This window comes from Tibeticola sp. (genome assembly GCF_022759015.1).
In the GTDB taxonomy this organism is placed as follows: Bacteria; Pseudomonadota; Gammaproteobacteria; order Burkholderiales; family Burkholderiaceae_C; genus Tibeticola; species Tibeticola sediminis.
The window spans coordinates 1-18,579 of record NZ_JAEMQB010000002.1 but is presented as its reverse complement, the minus strand read 5'-3'; the positions used below and the strand labels follow the sequence as shown (position 1 = coordinate 18,579).

Annotated in this window: 19 protein-coding genes; 13 read left to right on the top strand and 6 right to left on the bottom strand. The window is 67.5% G+C overall.

Annotated elements, in window-relative coordinates; translation table 11 throughout:
- The coding region (locus JHC36_RS00235; RefSeq protein WP_287914370.1) for a vitamin B12 dependent-methionine synthase activation domain-containing protein at positions 1 to 646 on the top strand (646 nt) is incomplete at its 5' end.
- A 328-nt stretch (positions 647 to 974) separates the two neighbouring features.
- The gene (locus JHC36_RS00230) at positions 975 to 1,436 is read left to right on the top strand and encodes an outer membrane lipoprotein (RefSeq protein WP_281273771.1); all 462 of its coding nucleotides are present in this window, start codon (positions 975 to 977) and stop codon (positions 1,434 to 1,436) included.
- A 61-nt stretch (positions 1,437 to 1,497) separates the two neighbouring features.
- Here the strand turns inward: JHC36_RS00230 and JHC36_RS00225 are convergent, their stop codons facing one another.
- A complete protein-coding gene (locus JHC36_RS00225; protein ID WP_287914363.1) occupies positions 1,498 to 3,057 on the bottom strand; it encodes a YifB family Mg chelatase-like AAA ATPase in 1,560 nt (519 codons plus the stop codon).
- Between the two features lie 206 nt (positions 3,058 to 3,263).
- Between JHC36_RS00225 and JHC36_RS00220 the strand changes: the two genes are divergently transcribed.
- The 6 genes from JHC36_RS00220 to JHC36_RS00195 all read left to right on the top strand — a co-directional run bounded on the left by JHC36_RS00220 (position 3,264) and on the right by JHC36_RS00195 (position 9,315).
- Positions 3,264 to 4,025: a TorF family putative porin gene (locus JHC36_RS00220; protein ID WP_124219129.1), complete on the top strand. Its 762-nt coding sequence runs from the start codon at positions 3,264 to 3,266 to the stop codon at positions 4,023 to 4,025.
- Between the two features lie 21 nt (positions 4,026 to 4,046).
- Positions 4,047 to 4,385, top strand: a complete 339-nt coding sequence (locus JHC36_RS00215; protein ID WP_287914361.1) for a P-II family nitrogen regulator — start codon at positions 4,047 to 4,049, stop codon at positions 4,383 to 4,385.
- Positions 4,386 to 4,408: 23 nt separating this feature from the next.
- Complete coding sequence (locus JHC36_RS00210) at positions 4,409 to 5,965, top strand: ammonium transporter (RefSeq protein WP_287914358.1); 1,557 nt, start codon at positions 4,409 to 4,411, stop codon at positions 5,963 to 5,965.
- Between the two features lie 191 nt (positions 5,966 to 6,156).
- Positions 6,157 to 7,278: a glycolate oxidase subunit GlcE gene (gene glcE, locus JHC36_RS00205; protein ID WP_287914356.1), complete on the top strand. Its 1,122-nt coding sequence runs from the start codon at positions 6,157 to 6,159 to the stop codon at positions 7,276 to 7,278.
- 11 nt (positions 7,279 to 7,289) lie between these two features.
- Entirely contained in the window at positions 7,290 to 8,567 is a 1,278-nt protein-coding gene (gene glcF, locus JHC36_RS00200; protein WP_124219136.1) for a glycolate oxidase subunit GlcF, read from the top strand.
- Positions 8,568 to 8,598: 31 nt separating this feature from the next.
- Entirely contained in the window at positions 8,599 to 9,315 is a 717-nt protein-coding gene (locus JHC36_RS00195; RefSeq protein WP_287914353.1) for a ProQ/FinO family protein, read from the top strand.
- Between the two features lie 12 nt (positions 9,316 to 9,327).
- Here JHC36_RS00195 and JHC36_RS00190 read toward each other — a convergent pair whose 3' ends face one another.
- The gene (locus JHC36_RS00190; protein ID WP_124219140.1) at positions 9,328 to 9,813 is read right to left on the bottom strand and encodes a glutathione peroxidase; all 486 of its coding nucleotides are present in this window, start codon (positions 9,811 to 9,813) and stop codon (positions 9,328 to 9,330) included.
- A gap of 183 nt (positions 9,814 to 9,996) precedes the next feature.
- Here JHC36_RS00190 and JHC36_RS00185 point away from each other — a divergent pair, with 183 nt between their 5' ends.
- On the top strand, positions 9,997 to 11,091 hold the full coding sequence (locus JHC36_RS00185; protein WP_287914349.1) for a hypothetical protein: 1,095 nt from the start codon (positions 9,997 to 9,999) through the stop codon (positions 11,089 to 11,091).
- An 8-nt stretch (positions 11,092 to 11,099) separates the two neighbouring features.
- Here JHC36_RS00185 and JHC36_RS00180 read toward each other — a convergent pair whose 3' ends face one another.
- Both JHC36_RS00180 and lplT read right to left on the bottom strand, forming a co-directional pair.
- A complete protein-coding gene (locus JHC36_RS00180) occupies positions 11,100 to 11,972 on the bottom strand; it encodes an EamA family transporter (protein WP_287914347.1) in 873 nt (290 codons plus the stop codon).
- Positions 11,965 to 13,248 carry a lysophospholipid transporter LplT gene (gene lplT, locus JHC36_RS00175; RefSeq protein ID WP_287914344.1) on the bottom strand — a complete coding sequence of 428 codons (1,284 nt, stop codon included), beginning with the start codon at positions 13,246 to 13,248 and terminating at the stop codon, positions 11,965 to 11,967. Before lplT ends, JHC36_RS00180 begins: the two co-directional genes overlap by 8 nt.
- Positions 13,249 to 13,413: 165 nt before the next feature.
- Here lplT and alr point away from each other — a divergent pair, with 165 nt between their 5' ends.
- Positions 13,414 to 14,532, top strand: coding sequence for an alanine racemase (alr, locus tag JHC36_RS00170; RefSeq protein ID WP_287914341.1), 1,119 nt, complete (start codon positions 13,414 to 13,416; stop codon positions 14,530 to 14,532).
- A gap of 11 nt (positions 14,533 to 14,543) precedes the next feature.
- Here the strand turns inward: alr and JHC36_RS00165 are convergent, their stop codons facing one another.
- Positions 14,544 to 15,161: a glutathione S-transferase C-terminal domain-containing protein gene (locus tag JHC36_RS00165; RefSeq protein WP_287914338.1), complete on the bottom strand. Its 618-nt coding sequence runs from the start codon at positions 15,159 to 15,161 to the stop codon at positions 14,544 to 14,546.
- A 142-nt stretch (positions 15,162 to 15,303) separates the two neighbouring features.
- Between JHC36_RS00165 and purB the strand changes: the two genes are divergently transcribed.
- Entirely contained in the window at positions 15,304 to 16,683 is a 1,380-nt protein-coding gene (purB, locus tag JHC36_RS00160) for an adenylosuccinate lyase (protein ID WP_287914335.1), read from the top strand.
- 112 nt (positions 16,684 to 16,795) lie between these two features.
- Positions 16,796 to 17,356, top strand: coding sequence for a YaeQ family protein (locus JHC36_RS00155; RefSeq protein ID WP_287914333.1), 561 nt, complete (start codon positions 16,796 to 16,798; stop codon positions 17,354 to 17,356).
- A gap of 118 nt (positions 17,357 to 17,474) precedes the next feature.
- Here the strand turns inward: JHC36_RS00155 and JHC36_RS00150 are convergent, their stop codons facing one another.
- Positions 17,475 to 17,900 (bottom strand): DUF3717 domain-containing protein, encoded by a 426-nt coding sequence (locus JHC36_RS00150; RefSeq protein ID WP_287914330.1) that lies wholly within the window; start codon positions 17,898 to 17,900, stop codon positions 17,475 to 17,477.
- Positions 17,901 to 18,381: 481 nt separating this feature from the next.
- Between JHC36_RS00150 and JHC36_RS00145 the strand changes: the two genes are divergently transcribed.
- A partial coding sequence (locus tag JHC36_RS00145; RefSeq protein WP_503006697.1) for a TerC family protein occupies positions 18,382 to 18,579 on the top strand: 198 nt, incomplete at its 3' end.

The following is an 18,579-nucleotide window of genomic DNA, read 5'->3' as shown; positions in this document are numbered from 1 at the left end:
CGAGATCTACACCGACGAGAGCCGCACCCAGGTCGCGCTGACCTGGTATGGATTGCGGCAGCAAGCGGCCAAGGAAGAGGTGGACGGCCGGATGCGCCCGAGCCGTTGTCTGGCCGACTTCATCGCGCCGCGTGGCGTCGCCGGCGACTACATCGGGATGTTTGCGGTCACGTCTGGCCTTGGCGCCGAGAAGAAAGAGCAGGAATTCCTCGCCGCGCACGACGACTACTCGGCCATCCTGTTCAAGGCGCTCGCCGACCGTCTGGCCGAAGCCTTCGCCGAATGGCTGCACTGGCGCGTACGCACCGACCTGTGGGGCTACGCGAGCGATGAACACCTCAGCCTCGAAGACCTCATCCGAGAGCGCTACCAAGGCATCCGTCCCGCGCCGGGCTACCCCGCTTGCCCGGACCACAGCGTCAAGCGCGGCTTGTTCGCGCTGCTGCAGTGCGATGAAATCGGCATGGGCCTCACCGAAAGCCTTGCGATGACTCCGGCTGCCAGCGTCAGCGGCTTCTATTTCAGCCACCCCGAAAGCACCTACTTCAACGTCGGCCGCATCGGCGAAGACCAACTCGCCGACCTGGCCCAGCGCAGCGGCGTGGCCGTCGAAGAACTCAAACGCTGGCTGGGGCCGAATCTCTGAGAGGCTCACCGCCAGCCCCTGTGTTCGCGCCCGGGGGACCCGTTGACCCCGAACCGTCCGCCCGGCCGAAGGGACGTTATGGCGGCGGCGAAGCCGCCCCATGACGGCACGCGGCCAACTTTTTCAGCGTTGCCCCCAACGCCTCGGCGTCGATCACAGCTCTTACCGATGTTTACGGCGCTGTCGCGGTCGGTCGGAGACACAATCCAGGGTCGTCTCTCAAGGTCACGGTCCGGCGCGCAGGAAGGTCGATGCAGACCCTGGCCCACCGCCCGGCCGCGACACCGCGATGCCGCCAAAGGATGAACCCCAACACGCCCTGAAACCCATGAACACCTGGAACCGCCAGCCTCTGCCCCGCCTGCTCGTCGCACTCTCGATCGGCTTTGTCGGCTCGATGGCGCTCGCGCCTCTGTCCCTGACTTGGGCTGCACCGCCGCACGCCACCCCAGCGGCCTGCCCGCATTGCGGCGTCGTGCAAGAGGTGCATCAAGAGCGCCGTAAAGGCGAAGGCGGCCTCGCCGGGGTCGCGGGCGGTGCCGTCATCGGTGGCTTACTCGGCAATCAGATCGGCGGCGGAACCGGCAAGACGCTCGCGACCATCGGCGGCGCAATCGGTGGCGCCTACGTCGGCAAAGAAGTCGAAAAGAATGTGACGGCACGCACGGTCTGGGTGACGACGGTGCGGATGCGCGACGGCACCCTGCGCCGTTACGAAACGGCCGATCCGCCGCCTTGGCAACCCGGGCAAACCGTGCGGCTCGACGGCCCGCATTTGCGCCCCTATTGAATTTAAGACAACGCTGCATGAGTTCCTGCGATGGCGCGCGAAGGACTGATTCAGCGTTGCCCTAAGACGCGGCGCGCAGCGCCCGCCGCAGTTGCATGGCCTCGGCCACATGGGCGACCTGGGTGGACTCGCTGCCGGCCAGGTCGGCAATGGTGCGGGCCACCTTGAGGGCGCGGTGGACGGAGCGGGCGCTCCAGCCCAGCCGGGCCGCCGCCGTGTTGAGGAACTTGGCCGCTGCGGCGTCGAGCCGCAGGTGCGTGTCGAGCTCCTGCCCCTGCAAAGCCTGATTGCGTTTGCCCTGGCGCTCGAGGGCGCGCTGCTGCGCGGCGATGCAGCGCGTGCGCACCACGGCGCTCGGCTCGCCCGCAGGCGCGGCGAGCAATGCGTCGGCCGGCAGCGCGGGCACTTCCACGTGCAGGTCGATGCGGTCGAGCAGCGGGCCGCTGAGCTTGCCCTGGTAGCGCGCGACTTGGTCGGGGGTGCAGCGGCAATGGCGCACGCTCGACCCGAGCCAGCCGCAGGGGCAAGGGTTCATGGCCGCGATCAGCTGAAAGCGCGCGGGAAACTCAGCGCGGCGGGCCGCGCGTGCGATGCGGATCTGCCCGGTCTCCAGCGGCTCGCGCAGCGCTTCGAGGGCGGCGCGCGGAAATTCCGGCAACTCATCGAGAAACAACACCCCCTGGTGCGCGAGTGAAATCTCCCCAGGGCGTGGCGGCGAGCCACCACCCACCAGCGCCACCGCGCTCGCGGTATGGTGCGGCGCCGCAGTGGGCCGCTGCCCCCAACGCTCGAGCGCGAAGCGTCCGGCCAAACTGAGCACGGCTGCACTCTCGAGCGCCTCGTCGACCGTCATGGGTGGCAGCAAGCCGGCAAAACGCTGCGCCAGCATGGACTTGCCCGAGCCCGGCGGCCCAACCAGCAACACGCTGTGGCCACCGGCTGCGGCGATCTCCAATGCACGCCGTGCCGCCGCTTGGCCCTTGACGTCAGCCAGGTCGAGGTAGGCTGCAGCCGCCACCGCGGGGCTGGCCTGCACGCGGCACCAGCCCTCGGCCGCTTCGGGCGCGGCGGGGCCTGTGCCTTCGGCATGGGCCTGGGCGTCCACAGGACGGAAGCGGCGCACCACGTCGAGCAGGTGCCGCGCGCGGAACACCTCGGCGCCGGGCACCAGGGCGGCCTCCTCGGCGCTGCCGGGCGGCAACACCAAGCGGGCCGGCACCTGTTGACGATGCAGCGCCAGGCTCATGGCGAGCGCGCCGCGCACCGGGCGCAGTTCGCCGGAGAGCGAAAGCTCGCCCGCGAATTCATGGCCGGCGAGCCGCGCGGCGTCGATCTGGCCGCTGGCGGCGAGGATGCCCAGCGCGATCGGCAGATCGAAACGGCCCGAGTCCTTGGGCAGATCCGCGGGGGCGAGGTTCACCGTGATGCGCTTGTTGTGCGGGAATTCGAGGCCAGCGTTCTGCAAGGCCGAACGCACCCGCTCCCGCGCTTCCTTGACCTCGACATCGGCCAGCCCCACCAAGGTGAAGCTCGGCAAGCCGTTGGCCAGATGAACTTCGACGGTCACCGCCGCCGCGTCGAGGCCGAGTAAGGCCCGGCTTTGCACCAAAGCAAGACTCATCGGACGCAGGCCCCGTTTTGGGGCGCAAAACATCCGCCGCATCGCCAGCGGATGCACCGAATCGAGGCGCACTGTTGATTCATACAGTCATATTAGCCCAATCGCGCCCGATAGGGGCGCGAATGTTGGCTTTCTGCGACCTGGCACGGCTTGTGCTCATACGACCGCGAGCCCTTTCTTTTTCACGCCCCTCTCAGGAGTTCATCATGATGCAACGCACCCTTCCGCTGGTTCTCGCTTCCGCCGCGACGCTGCTCGCCGCCACCCCGGCCTTCGCGCAGGCCACCGCCCCCGCGCCGGAGTACACGCTCGGCTACAACGTGGGCGTCGTGACGGACTATCGTTACCGCGGCATCTCGCAGTCGCGCCTCGACCCGGCGCTGCAAGGCGGCATCGACTTCAGCCACAAGAGCGGGTTCTACGTCGGCGCCTGGGCCTCGACGATCAAGTGGATCAAGGACGCGGGCGCCAGCAAGGGTTCGATGGAACTCGACCTCTATGCCGGCTACAAGGGCGAGATCGCCAAGGACCTCGGCTTCGACGTGGGCTATCTGCGCTATGAATATCCGAGCAACAAGCTCAAGGATGTCACCGGCGCGAATGCCAACACCGACGAGCTTTACGGCGCGCTGACCTACGGCATGTTCACGGCCAAGTATTCGCACAGCGTCTCCAACCTGTTCGGCACGCCCAACAGCAAGAACAGCGGCTACCTCGACCTGAGCGCTGCCGTCGACCTGGGCAACGGCATGACGCTCACCCCGCACGTGGGCCACCAGCGCATCAAGAACTTCAGCGCCGGTTCGTACACCGACTGGTCGCTGACCTTGGCGAAGGATTTCGGCAATGGCCTCACCGGCACCGTGGCCGCCGTGGGCACCGACGCCGACAAGACGGTCTATTTCACGCCCAGCGGCAAGTTCACGGGCCGCAACGCCCTGGTGCTGGGCCTGAAGTACAGCTTCTGACCTGCCCCCACCGGAGGACCCATGAAACTCATCACCGCCATCATCAAGCCGTTCAAGCTCGACGAGGTGCGCGAAGCGCTCTCGGGCATCGGCGTGCAGGGCATCACGGTCACCGAAGTCAAAGGCTTCGGACGCCAGAAAGGCCACACCGAGCTCTACCGCGGTGCCGAATACGTCGTCGACTTTCTGCCCAAGGTCAAGGTCGAAGCCGCCGTGCCCGAAGCCTTGGTCGACCGCGCCATCGAAGCCATTGAAGGTGCGGCACGCACCGGCCGCATCGGCGACGGAAAGATCTTCATCTCCGCGCTCGAGCAGGTCATCCGCATCCGCACCGGTGAGACGGGCGAAGGCGCCCTTTGAAACTCTGATCTGAGGACACTCCCATGAAACGATTACTCGCCTCCCTCACCCTGGGCTTGGGTCTGCTGCTCGGCGCAACGGCCTGGGCGCAAACACCAGCAGCGCCGGCCAGCCCGGTGGCAGCGGCTTCGGCCGAGACACCTGCCGCAGAAGCCAAGCCCGCCGATGCGCCGGCTGCCGCTGCAGCCCCCGCCGCTGCGGCCGCACCCGCGGCAGCCGCAGCCGAAGCCAAGGCACCCGAGCCCGTACCCAACAAGGGCGACACCGCCTGGATGATGGTGGCCACGCTGCTCGTCATCATGATGACGGTGCCCGGCCTGGCGCTGTTCTACGGCGGCCTGGTGCGCAGCAAGAACATGCTGTCGGTGCTGATGCAGGTGATGGTCACCTTCTCGCTGATCGTGGTGCTGTGGTTCATCTACGGCTATAGCCTCGCGTTCACCGAGGGCAGCGCCTACATCGGCGGCTTCGACCGGCTGTTCATGAAAGGCGTCTGGGACAACACCACGGGCACATTTGCCAATGCCGCCACATTCAGCAAGGGCGTGGTGATTCCGGAAATCGTGTTCGCTGCCTTCCAGGCCACCTTCGCCGGCATCACCTGCGCGCTGATCGTGGGCTCGTTCGCCGAGCGCATGAAGTTCTCCGCCGTGCTGCTGTTCATGGCGATCTGGTTCACCTTCAGCTATGCGCCGATCGCGCACATGGTCTGGTTCTGGATGGGGCCGGATGCCTACACAGCGGCCAACGCCGTCGACAGCCTCAATGCCAAGGCGGGCCTGATCTGGCAGTGGGGTGCGCTCGACTTTGCGGGCGGCACCGTGGTGCACATCAACGCCGCGGTGGCGGGCCTGGTCGGGGCCTTCATGGTGGGTAAGCGCATTGGCTACGGCAAAGAGGCGATGGCGCCGCACAGCCTGACGCTGACCATGGTGGGCGCCTCGCTGCTGTGGGTGGGCTGGTTCGGCTTCAACGCCGGCTCCGCCCTGGAAGCCAACGGCACCGCGGCACTGGCTTTCATCAACACCTTCGGGGCGACGGCCGCAGCCGTGCTCGCCTGGTGCGCGGGTGAGGCGCTGATGCGCGGCAAAGCCTCGATGCTGGGTGCCGCTTCGGGTGCCGTCGCAGGCCTCGTGGCGATCACGCCGGCCGCGGGCAACGTCGGTATCGGCGGTGCGCTGATCATCGGCCTGTTGGCAGGCTTTGCCGGGCTGTGGGGCGTCAATGGCCTCAAGAAACTGCTGGGCGCGGACGACTCGCTCGACGTGTTCGGCGTGCATGGGGTCTGCGGCATCCTGGGTGCTCTGCTCACCGGTGTGTTCAACAGCCCGGCGCTCGGCGGCCCCGGCTTTGTGGCCGACTGGGTCACGGGCACCGTCGTGACGGCAGCCGACTACTCGATCGCAAGTCAGGTGTGGACGCAGGCCAAGGCCGTGCTGCTGACCGTGGTCTGGTCCGGCGTCGTGTCCTTCGTGGCCTACAAGATCGTGGACCTCACCATCGGCCTGCGGGTGTCGGAAGAAGAGGAGCGCGAGGGTCTGGACATCACCGCGCACGGCGAAACCGCCTACAACCGTTGAGCCCCTCGGCCGCAGTGGAACCCTGCCCCGCTGCGGCCTGTCGATCTCCCGGCAGGTTGTCTCCTCAAGGTTTTGGCCCGCTTCGGCGGGCCTTTTTTCGTTCGCTGCATCGCCATCGATTCCAAAAAGGCGCACGACCACGGTTCAAAAAATTCAGCCCCGGCGCCGGTCGCCCCCGTACCATAGGCGGCATGGTCCACCCTGAGCTCGACAACCTGATCCATGCCGTCCGCGAGGCGGCTGCACAACGTACACCGCTCGCCATCGTCGGCGGCGGCACCAAAGCTAGCCGCATGCCCGCGCCGCCCGGACAAACTGCACTCGACCTGCGCCCTTTGAGCGGCATCGTTTCGTATGAGCCGACCGAGCTGGTCGTGAGCGTGCTCGGCGGCACACCGCTCGAGACGGTCGAAGCGACGCTTGCCGAGCGCGGGCAGTACCTGCCGTTCGAGCCGCCGCGCTTTGCCCCCGGCGGCACGGTGGGCGGCATGGTCGCCGCGGGCTTGAGCGGCCCGGCCCGCGCGAACGTGGGCGCCGTGCGCGACTACGTGCTCGGGGTGCAGATGATCAACGGCCAAGGCGAACTGCTGCGCTTTGGCGGCACGGTGATGAAGAACGTCGCGGGCTATGACGTCTCGCGGCTGCTCGCCGGCAGTTGGGGCAGCCTCGGCATCCTGGCCGAGGTCAGCCTCAAGGTCCTGCCGACGCCGCCGGCGGAGGCGACGCTCGCGCTCGAACTCACCCAGGCCGACGCGCTCGAGCAGCTCCACCGTTGGGGCGCGCAGCCGCTGCCGCTCAACGCCAGCGTCTGGCGACTCGACGCCCGCGGGCATGGGCAGTTGTGGCTGCGGCTTCGGGGCGCCAGTGCCGCCGTCGAATCGGCCTGCCGAAGCATCGGCGGCGAACGCATCGCGCCGGACGTGGCGGCTGAATTCTGGACCTCGATTCGGGACCAGAACCACGCTTGGTTCGCGCAGCGGGATGCCGCTCTTGCGCTTTGGCGGCTCTCGCTGCCCCAAACCGCACCCGAGACGCCGCACGTCCCAGGCCAAGCCGGCCCCGCGCTGATCGAGTGGCACGGTGCCCAGCGCTGGGTGCTCGCCCCCCTGCAAGCCGGCGGCGCGCTGCGCGACATCGCCCATCGGCTGGGCGGACACGCTACGCTATCCATAGCACCAGAAGACCAATTCGTGCTGGCGAATGAGCGTTTTGAGCCTCTAAGCCCCCCGCTGGATCGCATCCACCGCCGCATCAAGGAAGCGTTCGACCCAGCGGGCATCTTCAACCCTGGACCGATGGCCGCCCCGGTCTGAGAGGCTGCACCATGCAAACCCAACTAGCCCCTCAATACGCCGCCACCCCCGAAGGCCGCGAGGCCGAGGCGATCCTGCGCAAATGCGTGCATTGCGGCTTTTGCACCGCGACCTGCCCGACCTACCAATTGCTCGGCGACGAGCTCGACGGCCCGCGCGGCCGCATCTACCTCATCAAGCAGGTCCTCGAAGGCGCGGCACCCACGCGCAAAACCCAGCTGCATCTCGACCGCTGCCTGACCTGCCGCAACTGCGAGAGCACCTGCCCGAGCGGCGTGCAATACGGGCATCTCGTCGACATTGGCCGACAGATCGTGGAAGAACAGGTGCCGCGGCCCACGGGCGAGCGGCTGTTGCGCTGGGCGCTCAAGGAAGGCCTGACCTCACCCCTGTTTGGCCCAGCGATGAAGCTCGGCCAACGGGTACGCGGCCTGTTGCCCGCGACGCTCAAGGCCAAGGTGCCAGCGCCGCAGGACGCGGGTGCCTGGCCGACACGGGAGCACCCGCGCAAAGTGCTGATGCTCGCCGGTTGTGTGCAACCGGCGATGCAGCCCAACATCAACAGCGCCACCGCGCGCGTGCTCGACGCCTGCGGCATCCAGACGCTCATCGCGCGTGAAGCGGGCTGCTGCGGCGCGGTGAAGTTCCACCTCAACGACCAACAAGGAGGCCTCGCGCACATGCGGGCCAACATCGATGCCTGGTGGCCGCAGGTCGAAGCCGGCAGCGTCGAAGCCATCGTCATGAATGCCTCGGGCTGCGGCGTGACCGTCAAGGAATATGGGCATCACCTACAGCACGACCCGGCCTACGCGGAGCGCGCCGCGCGCATCAGCGCCCTCACGCGCGACTTGTCCGAACTGCTGCCCGAAATGGTCGCGCTCCTGAGCGAGCGCGCGCCGCAAGCGGTGGCGGGTATCCGCGCCGCTGCGCCGCGCCTGGCCTACCACCCGCCCTGCACGCTGCAGCACGGGCAACAGCTCAAAGGTGGCGTCGAGACGCATTTGACGGCGCTGGGCTTCCAGGTCGAGCTGCCAGCGGAATCGCATCTGTGCTGTGGCTCGGCGGGAACCTACAGCGTGCTTCAGCCCGAACTGTCGCTGCAGCTGCGCGACCGCAAACTGGCCCGGCTCGCCGCCGTGCCGGCCGAGACCATCGTCAGCGCGAACATCGGCTGCATCACGCACCTGCAGGCCGCAGCGCCCGTGCCGGTGCGGCATTGGGTCGAAGTCCTCGACGAATGGCTGGCGCGCCCGGCATCGCGGGCGGACGCAGACCTTCTGGCATGATCCCAGCCCCGATGCAACGACGACTCGCCCCATGACCGAAGTTTCTGCCACGCCCCGCTCGTCCACCGCCCAGGAGCCGGTCTCGAGCACGCCAACAGCCGCGCGCAGCGGGTCGCGCAAGCCCAGGCGTGGTGCGGCACCGCGACGTCATCCGCTGCTGGAACAGCTCGCTGCGTGGCACCCGGCCGTCTTCGGGCCGGTGGCCCGGCCGCTCAAGCGGGGGATCTTTCACGACCTGATGCGCCTGCACCCGGAGCTCTCTGCGCCCGAACTCAAAGCGGCGCTCGCGCTGCACACGCGCAGCACGCGCTACCTGCGGGCCGTCGCTTCGGGGGCGCCGCGCCTCGACCTCGATGGCAGCTTTGCCGAGCCGACCGCACCGGAACATCAGATCCATGCGCTGCTCGAGTGCGTGCGACGCGCCACCGGACGCGAGCCCGAAGGTGATGCGACGGCCAAACTTCATCGTCAGCTCGTCGAGATCATCGAAGCTTCGGGGCGGACCACCCTCGAGGGCTGGGACGAACTGCGTGGAAAGTCGGAGGCCGAACAGGCGGCCCTCGAAGCCGCCCTGGCCGAAGTCGGTCAGCGAGCGGCCCGGGACGAGGCGCTGCTGCGCGCCTTCGAAGCCAGCGCCGCCACCCTCGCCGACTTTGCCGACATGTACGGACTGACGCTCGACGAGGCGGGCACCACCATCAGCCGCGCCCGGCAACGCCGTCAGCAGCGCACAGCCAACGCTGAATAAGCGCCGCGCGCCTCACGCAGCCAAAGCCGCCTCGATGTCGCGCTCCAGCGTCTCGGGCGCGTCGGTCGGCGCGTAGCGCCGGATCACCTGCCCGTCTTTGCCGACCAGGAACTTCGTGAAGTTCCACTTGATCGCGCGGCTTCCAAGCAAACCAGGGGCCTGCTCCTTGAGCCATTCGAACAGCGGATGCGCGTTCGGCCCATTGACCTCGACCTTGGCCATCATCGGGAACGTCACGCCAAAGTTGCGCGTGCAAAAGGTCGCGATTTCCTCGGCCGAACCCGGGTCCTGTCCGCCAAATTGGTTGCAGGGAAAACCCAGCACCACGAAGCCCTTGGGACCATATTTTTCGTAGAGCCGCTGCAGTCCTGCGAACTGCGGCGTGAATCCACAAGCGCTGGCCGTATTGACGACCAACACCACTTGACCCGCGTAGCGGGAGAGAGGGATGCGTTCTCCGTTGATCGATTCGACCTCGAAATCCGTCAGCTTCGTCATGTCGATGAGCCTTTCCTGTGGGGTTGAGGGCAACGCTGAACCGCCGCTTGCCGCTCCTCGGGCGACGAGTTCGGCTTGGCCTGAGCGCTGATTCGGGAGATTGTTCACGAAAGTGCGCTGGCTTGGACGGCAAACCGCGCAATGACCCTGGACAAGCCTTGGCCCATGCGAATAATGAGTCGCATGGATCCCACCCGTCTGGCCCTCGTCGGCCTTGCCCCCATCGACCGGCTACCCCTCATCGCGCTGATGCACCACAACCGGGCCTTTGCGCTGGCACCGAGCCTGGCCGAAGCCGACCTGATCGTGGTCAACGGCGACGACCCAGCCACGCTGCACTCGGTCGAGCGCGAACTCCACGCCCTCCAGTCCGTCGTGCTGATCGGCGGGACGCCGCACGGCCGCTGGCCGGTTCTGCGTCGCCCCCTGACGATCGAAAGCCTCGAGGCGGTGCTGAAAGAATTCGGGCCCGCGGATGCGCAAGCGGAACTGCGCACCGAAGAAACCCGCGCCATCACCCTTTGGGATGAGTTGCCCGAGCCCCCGTCCGCCGGGCACGCCGACTCGGGCTCGCAGCGCGCATTCCTGGCCACGCAGCCCTTCGCCCCCTTGTCCCACTCGGGAGAACCAGCCACCGACACGCGCGCGCCGGAGTCGGGCTTTCCAGCGACGCGCCCGTTCTCGCCCTCCGAGGTCGACGCGATCGAGCCGAACCCGTCCGCCCCAGCACCGAGCGTCTCGGCCGACCGCATCGACGAAGCCAGCCTGCTGCTGTGGCGCGAGGCTCAAGCCGCGCCCGCTGGCACGCCCGCCCGGTCGGGCCCGATCCGCCTCACGCTGCCCGAACTCGCGCAGACGGCAACCGCGGATACAGCCCCTGAACCCGCCACTCCCGAGCCGACCCGGCGCCGCATCGTGTTCGGCGGAGCCGCCCGTCTCGCGCAAAGCGCGCTCGCCAAGAGCCTCGAGCGGACCGGTTATGTCGTGTTCGTCGCCGGTGATGGCGTGGCCTTGCAGCACCAGATCGACCAGGGTGGACCAGAGGCCCTCCTGCTCGATGAAGCCTTTTTCGGGAGCCGTGTTTTCGGCCTGTGCCGTCAGCTGCGCCGGGGCTCATCCCGGGCGACGATGCCGCTCCTGGTGTTTTCCGATCGGCGCGCACCGCTGCGGGCTTGGCTCGCGCGCGCCATGGGCTGCGACGCCTGGCTGGCGCTGCCGGGTGATTTGCCGCAGCTTAAACGCTGGCTCAAAACGGCGGCTGCAGCCCGTCGAACCTAAGGCAAAGCTCAAACCGCCCGAGGCCGCACCCATGCGGCCACCGCGGCGGCCAGCACGAGCGCCCCACCCAGCAAGGTTCGCGCCTCCCAAGCGGCTGCATGGAGCCAGAGGGCCGAAGCGCTCGCAAACACCACTTCCGAGAGCATGATGAGCGCCGTGGCTTGCGCCGGCAGCCGCGCGGCACCGTATTGCAACGCCGCATTGCCCGCGAGCAGGCCCAACCCCAAGGCCAGGGCCCAAGGTGCAGCGGCACGCACGCCCTCGAACGACGCCGGAACCACCGCTGAGCCAAGCGCCGCCGCCGACAGCGCGGCCACGAGCGTTCCGCCGAAAAACATCGAAAACGCCCGCAAATCATCGGGCTGCGAGCGCCAGCGCAGCAACAAGACGTTGGTCAAAGCAAAGCTCGCGCCGCCCAGAATGGCCAGCACATCCGACAGACTCGACGGCAGAGGCCATGGTGCTTCGGGCGGCTTCAAGACGAGCACCACGCCCGCCAGGGCCAGCAGCAAGCGGGCCAGCGCCCATCGGTCCGGCCTCTCCCCCAGCAGCCACCAAGCGAACAGAATCGACCATGCCGGCATGAGATAGAACAGCAACACGACGCGAACCACGTCGCCCACCGTCACCGCCCAGTTGAAACAGGCGTTGGTCAGGCCAGACGCGAGCGCCAGCCACCCCAGCGAGCGGTTGCGGACCAAACCCGCGAGCAGGCCGGGCCGCCAGATCAGCAAGCCCGCAACGATGGCGCCATAAACGAGCGCCGTGGCGGCCAATGGATGCCAGCCCCGTTCATACAGGGTCCGGAACGGCAGCCACGAAAGCCCCCAGACGAGCGCGTTGAACAGCAGCGCCGCGGCCGCGCGGCCGCGTTCATCCATGAAGTTTGTCGCAGCGAGCCATGGCCATCAGGCGCGCCACCTCCTCGGGGTGTTCACGGAGATTGCGCGCGTGCCAGCGGTAGATGAGCCACATGTTGCCGGCGACCACCAGCCCAAAGCCGGTGATGGCGCCGAACGCCGAAAGACCCAGCCCAGTGAACAGGCTATAGAGCGCCCCCATGCCCAGGATGGCCGCCTGCTCGTTGAAGTTTTGCACGGCGATCGAGCGGCCCGCGCCCATGAGGTTGTGTCCACGGTGCTGCAGCAAAGCATTCATCGGAACCACCATGAACCCGCCCAAGCCGCCCAGCACGATCAAGAAGGGCACCGCCACCCAGACATTCGTGATGAAGTTCATCGCAATCACGAGCACGCCCATCAGGATGCCCAAAGGCATGACCCGCGGCGCCATCTCCAGCCGGCAACGCAGCGAAGCGGCCACGGCGCCGACCGCCGTGCCGATGGCCACCACACCGACGAGTGCCGAGGCTTGGGTCGTGCCGTAGCCGAGCGCCGCAGCAGCCCAGGCCAGCACGATGTAGCGCAGGTTGCCCGAGACGCCCCAAAACAGCGTGGTCGTCGCCAGCGAAATCTGGCCGAGCTTGTCGCGCCACAACAGCAGGTTGCAACGCCAGAAATCGGGCAGCAACATCAAGCTGCGCTGCGGCATGGGGCGCATGGCCACGCCCGTGCGGGGGATGCGCGTGTTGAACCAGGCGGCCAAGGCGTAAAAGCCGATGAGCACCGCGATCGCGGCCTGCGCGGGCGTGTCGATTCCGGTGTCGATCAGCGGCAGGTCCACGCGCAGCAGCAGCCCCGAGACGTGCGGCCCGACGAGTTGGCCGCCGACCAGCACGCCGAGGATGATCGACGCAATCGTCAGGCCCTCGATCCAGCCGTTGGCCTTGACGAGCTGGGATGCCGGCAGCAACTCGGTCAAGATGCCGTACTTCGCCGGGGAATAGGCTGCAGCGCCCAAGCCCACGACCGCATAGGCCAGCAAAGGGTGCGAGCCAAACAGCATCATCAGGCAACCGAGGACCTTGACCCCGTTGCTGAGAAACATGACCTGGCCTTTGGGGCGCGCGTCGGCGAAGGCACCCACGAAGGGCGCAAGAATGACGTAGAAGAGCGCAAACATCGGCACCAGGGCCGCGCGTTGCCACTCGGCTCCGCCGCTGGTCTTGAGCAGTTCCACGGCCGCAACGAACAAAGCGTTGTCCGCCAGCGAACTGAAAAACTGCGCCGCCATGATGGTGTAAAAGCCGCGCTTCATGAGCTCCTGCGTCCTGCGCACCAGCGGCGCTGATGCCTGCATCGATCGGGGGTGAGGACAGATGCGCCCTGGGCTGGAGGCCCTGCGTCTGCCGGAAAACGACGCCGGGTTATATCACGCACCCCGAATCGATCGTCCCGCGCGCGGTGCCAAAATCCGTACGCCATGCCACGCCCCATCTCAGCCACCATTCACACCGAAGCCCTACGGCACAACTTCGCACGCGCACGCCTCGCAGCCGGCGACGCCCGCGTCTGGGCCGTCGTCAAAGCCAACGCCTACGGCCATGGAATCGAGCGCGTCTACGAAGGGCTACGCGCCGCCGACGGCTTTGCCTTGCTCGACCTCGACGAGGCCGAGCGGGTGCGCGCTCTGGGGTGGCGCGGCCCCATCTTGCTGCTCGAAGGGGTGTTCGAGCCGCGCGATCTGGAGCTGTGCTCGCGCCTGGACCTCTGGCATGTCGTGCACTGCGAGGCCCAGATCGACATGCTGGCGATGCACAAGACGCAGCGCCCGCACCGGGTGTTTTTGAAAATGAATTCCGGCATGAACCGCCTCGGGTTCAAACCCGCGCGCTACCGCGGGGCCTGGACACGCCTCAACGCGCTGCCCCAGGTCGAGGAAATCACGCTCATGACGCATTTCAGCGATGCCGACGGCCCGCGCGGCATCGCTGAGCAAATCGCGCTCTTCGCCGCCGTCACGGCCGACCTGCCCGGCGAGCGCAGCCTATCGAACAGCGCGGCGCTGCTGCGCCATTCGGGCGACGCACTCGTCACCCATGCGGGGCGCCTTGCGGTGGTGGCCGACTGGGTGCGCCCGGGGATCGCGGTTTATGGAAGCGCGCCGGATCATCCCGAGCACGGCATCGTCCATTGGGGCCTGCAACCGACGATGACGCTCGCCACGCGCCTGATTGCCACGCAAGACCTCGTGGCGGGCGACAGCGTGGGCTATGGCTCGACCTTCACCGCACCCCAGCCCATGCGCATCGGCATTGCCGCCTGCGGCTACGCGGACGGCTATCCGCGCCTGTGCCCGACCGGAACGCCGGTGCTGGTCGACGGGGTCCGCTGCCGCACGGTCGGTCGGGTCAGCATGGACATGCTGGCCATCGACCTCGGCCCCGTGCCCGAGGCAGGCCTGGGCAGTGAAGTCACGCTCTGGGGACGGTCGAGCCGCGGCACCTGGCTGCCGATCGACGAAGTGGCTGCCGCCGCGGGCACGGTCGGCTACGAGCTGATGTGCGCCTTGGCGCCGCGCGTGCCCACGCAGGCGGCCTAGGGCATAACTCATCAGCACGGCGGGCGGGTATCGATGAAACTCGGCCGCTGCATGAGCTTGTCGTAGAGCTTGTGCAGGTTGGGATAGTCTGAGCGCCAGGTCATTTCCGGGAAGCGGAAATCCAGGTAGCCGAGCGCACAGCCGGCCGCGATGTCCGACAGGCTCAAGTGCACCCCGCTGCAGTAGGGCTTGTCCCCGAGCCCCAGGCTCATGGCCTTGAGCGCCGCGCGGACCTTGCCCAGCTGGCGCTCGATCCATGCGACGCTGCGCTGCGCGTCGGTGCGGCCGGGCCAGGTGGCTTCGAGGCGCGCGAGGATGGCGGCGTCGAGCAGCCCGTCGGCCAGCGCCTCCCAGGTCTTGACTTCGGCGCGCTCGCGGCCATTGGGCGGAATGAGCTTGCCGACGGGCGAGAGCGTGTCGAGGTATTCGACGATGACGCGCGAATCGAATACGGCCTCACCCCCTTCCATGACGAGGCAGGGCACTTTGCCCAGCGGGTTGTAGTCGTGGATGTGCGTCTCGGCCGACCAGACATCCTCGGTGACGAGCTGATAGTCCAGTTTTTTCTCCGCCATGACGATACGCACCTTACGGACGTAGGGGCTGGTGAGGGATCCGATGAGTTTCATGTCGCTCGCTTCGTTCGGTCGCTGGGGTTGGCTGCGGCAGGGCTGCTGCGTTCGGCCGGTCCATTCTAGCCAGCGAACCTGCGCCGGGCTGACGGGGGGCGCGCCGCCGGGGTCGAGGGCGGCGGTGCCTACAATTGGGCCCATGAATCTCGAACCCGTGACCGCCCTGTCGCCGCTCGACGGCCGCTATGCCGAAAAGCTCTCTGCCCTGCGCCCCCTCATGAGCGAGCAGGGCTATATGCACCGCCGCGTTCAGGTCGAAGTGGCGTGGTTCATTGCGCTGTCCGACGCCGGGTTCGCCGAGTTCAAGCCACTCTCGCCCGGCGCGCGCACCTATCTGCTGGGCCTGGTGAAGAATTTTTCGACCGCCGATGCGCTGGCGATCAAGGAGATCGAGAAGACCACGAACCATGACGTCAAGGCGGTCGAATATTGGCTCAAGTCCAAGTTCGAGGCCCGCCCCGAGCTCGAGCGCGCCGCGGAGTTCGTGCATTTCGCCTGCACCAGCGAGGACATCAACAACACCGCGCATGCGCTGCAGTTGCGCTGCGCGCGCGATCTGGTGCTGCTGCCTGCGCTCGACCGCATCCTGTTCAAGCTGCGCGAGATGGCGCATGCCTACGCCGAAGTGCCCATGCTCAGCCGCACCCACGGCCAGACGGCCAGTCCCACCACCGTCGGCAAGGAGCTGGCGAACGTGGCGGTGCGGCTGCACGCGGCGATCGAGCGCATTGCCGGCGTGAAGATCCTCGCCAAGATGAACGGCGCCGTGGGCAACTACAACGCGCACCTGGCAGCCTGGCCGGACTTCGACTGGGAGGCGTTCAGCCGCAAGGTGGTCGAAACCCCCGAGCCGCTGGGCCTGGGGCTGAACTTCCAGCCCTACAGCATCCAGATCGAGCCGCACGACTACATGGCCGAGCTGTTCGATGCGGTGGCGCGCGCCGACACCATCCTGATCGACCTCGCGCGCGACATCTGGGGCTATGTGAGCCTGGGCTACTTCAAGCAAAAGCTCAAAGCGGGCGAAATCGGCTCCTCGACCATGCCGCACAAGGTCAACCCGATCGACTTCGAGAATGCCGAGGGCAATCTCGGACTGGCCAACGCCTTGCTGCGCCACCTCTCCGAGAAGCTGCCGATCTCGCGCTGGCAGCGCGACCTGACCGACTCCACGGTGCTGCGCAACATGGGCGTGGCGCTGGGCTATGCGGTGCTGGCCTACCAGTCGCTGCTCACGGGCCTGAACAAGCTCGAACTCAACGAGGAGGCGCTGGCGGCCGACCTCGACGCCTCGTGGGAGGTGCTCGCCGAGCCCATCCAGACGGTCATGCGCCGCTTCGGTGTGCCGGGCGCCTACGAAAAGCTCAAGGAAGTCACCCGCGGCAAGACCGTCACGGCCGAGGCACTGCACGCGCTGATCCGCTCGCTCGACATTCCCGAGGCCGAGAAGGCGCGGCTGCTCGCGCTCACGCCCGCGCGCTACGTGGGCAAGGCGGCCGAGCTGGCGCGGCGGGTCTGAGAGGCTGAGAGGGCCGGGACGGCCTCGCCCGGCTGTTTTTCTGACCCCATCCGCAGCGCCCCGGCGCCATCCGGTGAGTTGTTGCTCCTTTTTTTGAACCGGCGAGTCTGCCATGGCGCTCAAATCCACCATCTTCAAGGCGCAGGTCGCCGTGGCCGACATCGACCACGGCTACTACGCCGACCATGCGCTGACACTGGCGCGGCACCCGAGCGAAACCGACGAGCGCATGATGGTGCGGCTGGCCGCGCTCGCGCTCAACGCCTGGCAGCTGCAGGCGCTGTGCCACGGCGACGGCACGCTCGCCTTTGGCGCAGGACTCTCCGACCCGGACGACCCCGATGTGTCGCTGACGGACTTCACCGGTCGCAAGCGCCTGTGGATCGAGGTCGGCCAGCCCGAGGACAAGCCGCTCGTCAAGGCCTGCCAAAAAGCCGATGCGGTCGTCGTCTATGCGTTTGCACCGGCCGCCGAGGTCTGGTGGCGCGGCATCGAAGGCAAGCTCGCGCGGCTCGACCGGCTGCAGGTCTGGCGCCTGGACGCGCTGGCCGTGCGTGCGCTCGGCGCGCTCGCGCAGCGCAGCATGCAGCTGCAGGCCACGGTGCAGGAGGACGCCCTCGCGCTCTCGGACGGCGCCCATCACGTCGAACTCGCGCTCACGCGCTGGAAGTGAACGATACGGCCGCCCGTGGCCTGCTGAATGCGCCCGCAGCAGCCGCAAGGGCAGCCTGGGCGCCGGTTTTCGAGGATTTCTGGCCGTACCCCAGCGCCAAACGGTCAGATAAAGCTACTTATTTTGAAGCACTCGCACCGCCAACAGCCGACCGCTCGGCGTAGCGGTTGAAGCGCCAGGCGCTGCCCTCGGCGCTGATGCGGCGCCAGACGGCGCGCTTTTGCGCTGGCGAGAAAGCCGGCCAGTGCTGCACCTCATCGAAGCTGCGGCCGCAGCCTTTGCACACCGCATCCCCCTGGCTGGTCGAGCAGATGGCAATGCACGGTGTGTCCGGCGTGGTCTCGTACCAGGCCAGCCATGCATCCCAGGCCTCGGCGCTGAAAGCCTCGGGCGGCACGGTGATCGCGCGCGCCCAGACGAGACGTCCATAAAGTTCGGCCAGCGCCTGCAGCGGCGGCGCGAGGCTCAGACCGTCACCGGCCGGCGCGCGCTCCCGCCACCAGTTGATCGCGGCTTCGAGGTCGGCGATGTGAATCTCGGCCATGGTTTTCGATTTTAGGGCGACGCTGAATCAGTTCCCGCGATGGCGCATCCCGGCCGCGGGATGGGATGCGAGGCGCAAACCGCAGCCATAGCCGGAGCTATGGCGAGGATTTGCAACGAAGCGGACCGCCCGCAGCCGGGATGCGCCATCGCGGGAACTGATTCAGCGTTGCCTAAGCACCAAAAGGTCTTGCGGGAGGCTTCATACTCTGCAGAACCCGGACGGCTCCTTGCGGCAACGCTGGGTTGCCCGGACCGACGTGCTGACGGGACCTCTGCGCCCGGGCTTCGGGTCATCCCCCGCCGCCCAGGCTCGCTACTCCCCTTTCGGTGCGATGATCGTAGTCGACGAAGGATCGACCCGCCGAGCGTGGGGATTTGGGCCGCCGACCACCACGGGCGCACCCAGCCGCTCCCATCCGTCCTGCTCGACCTATCATTGGCGGCCTTGTTGCAGCGCCTCTGAATTGGAAGTGACCTTGTTGGATCTGTTCTCCGCAGCATGGTGGTCCGCTCTGCTCACCATCGTTCTGATCGACCTCGTCCTGGCCGGAGACAACGCCATCGTCATCGCGCTGGCGGCGCGCACCCTGCCCAGCGCGCTGCAGCGCCGGGCCATCGTCTGGGGAACGGTGGGCGCCATCGTCGTGCGCAGCGCCATGACGGTCGGGGTGGTTTGG

Coding starts and splice junctions, on each gene's coding strand:
- JHC36_RS00230 (WP_281273771.1), top strand. CDS start 975: ATGAACACCTGGAACCGCCAGCCTCTGCCCCGCCTGCTCGTCGCACTC.
- JHC36_RS00225 (WP_287914363.1), bottom strand. CDS start 3,057: ATGAGTCTTGCTTTGGTGCAAAGCCGGGCCTTACTCGGCCTCGACGCG.
- JHC36_RS00220 (WP_124219129.1), top strand. CDS start 3,264: ATGATGCAACGCACCCTTCCGCTGGTTCTCGCTTCCGCCGCGACGCTG.
- JHC36_RS00215 (WP_287914361.1), top strand. CDS start 4,047: ATGAAACTCATCACCGCCATCATCAAGCCGTTCAAGCTCGACGAGGTG.
- JHC36_RS00210 (WP_287914358.1), top strand. CDS start 4,409: ATGAAACGATTACTCGCCTCCCTCACCCTGGGCTTGGGTCTGCTGCTC.
- glcE (WP_287914356.1), top strand. CDS start 6,157: ATGGTCCACCCTGAGCTCGACAACCTGATCCATGCCGTCCGCGAGGCG.
- glcF (WP_124219136.1), top strand. CDS start 7,290: ATGCAAACCCAACTAGCCCCTCAATACGCCGCCACCCCCGAAGGCCGC.
- JHC36_RS00195 (WP_287914353.1), top strand. CDS start 8,599: ATGACCGAAGTTTCTGCCACGCCCCGCTCGTCCACCGCCCAGGAGCCG.
- JHC36_RS00190 (WP_124219140.1), bottom strand. CDS start 9,813: ATGACGAAGCTGACGGATTTCGAGGTCGAATCGATCAACGGAGAACGC.
- JHC36_RS00185 (WP_287914349.1), top strand. CDS start 9,997: ATGGATCCCACCCGTCTGGCCCTCGTCGGCCTTGCCCCCATCGACCGG.
- JHC36_RS00180 (WP_287914347.1), bottom strand. CDS start 11,972: ATGGATGAACGCGGCCGCGCGGCCGCGGCGCTGCTGTTCAACGCGCTC.
- lplT (WP_287914344.1), bottom strand. CDS start 13,248: ATGAAGCGCGGCTTTTACACCATCATGGCGGCGCAGTTTTTCAGTTCG.
- alr (WP_287914341.1), top strand. CDS start 13,414: ATGCCACGCCCCATCTCAGCCACCATTCACACCGAAGCCCTACGGCAC.
- JHC36_RS00165 (WP_287914338.1), bottom strand. CDS start 15,161: ATGAAACTCATCGGATCCCTCACCAGCCCCTACGTCCGTAAGGTGCGT.
- purB (WP_287914335.1), top strand. CDS start 15,304: ATGAATCTCGAACCCGTGACCGCCCTGTCGCCGCTCGACGGCCGCTAT.
- JHC36_RS00155 (WP_287914333.1), top strand. CDS start 16,796: ATGGCGCTCAAATCCACCATCTTCAAGGCGCAGGTCGCCGTGGCCGAC.
- JHC36_RS00150 (WP_287914330.1), bottom strand. CDS start 17,900: ATGGCCGAGATTCACATCGCCGACCTCGAAGCCGCGATCAACTGGTGG.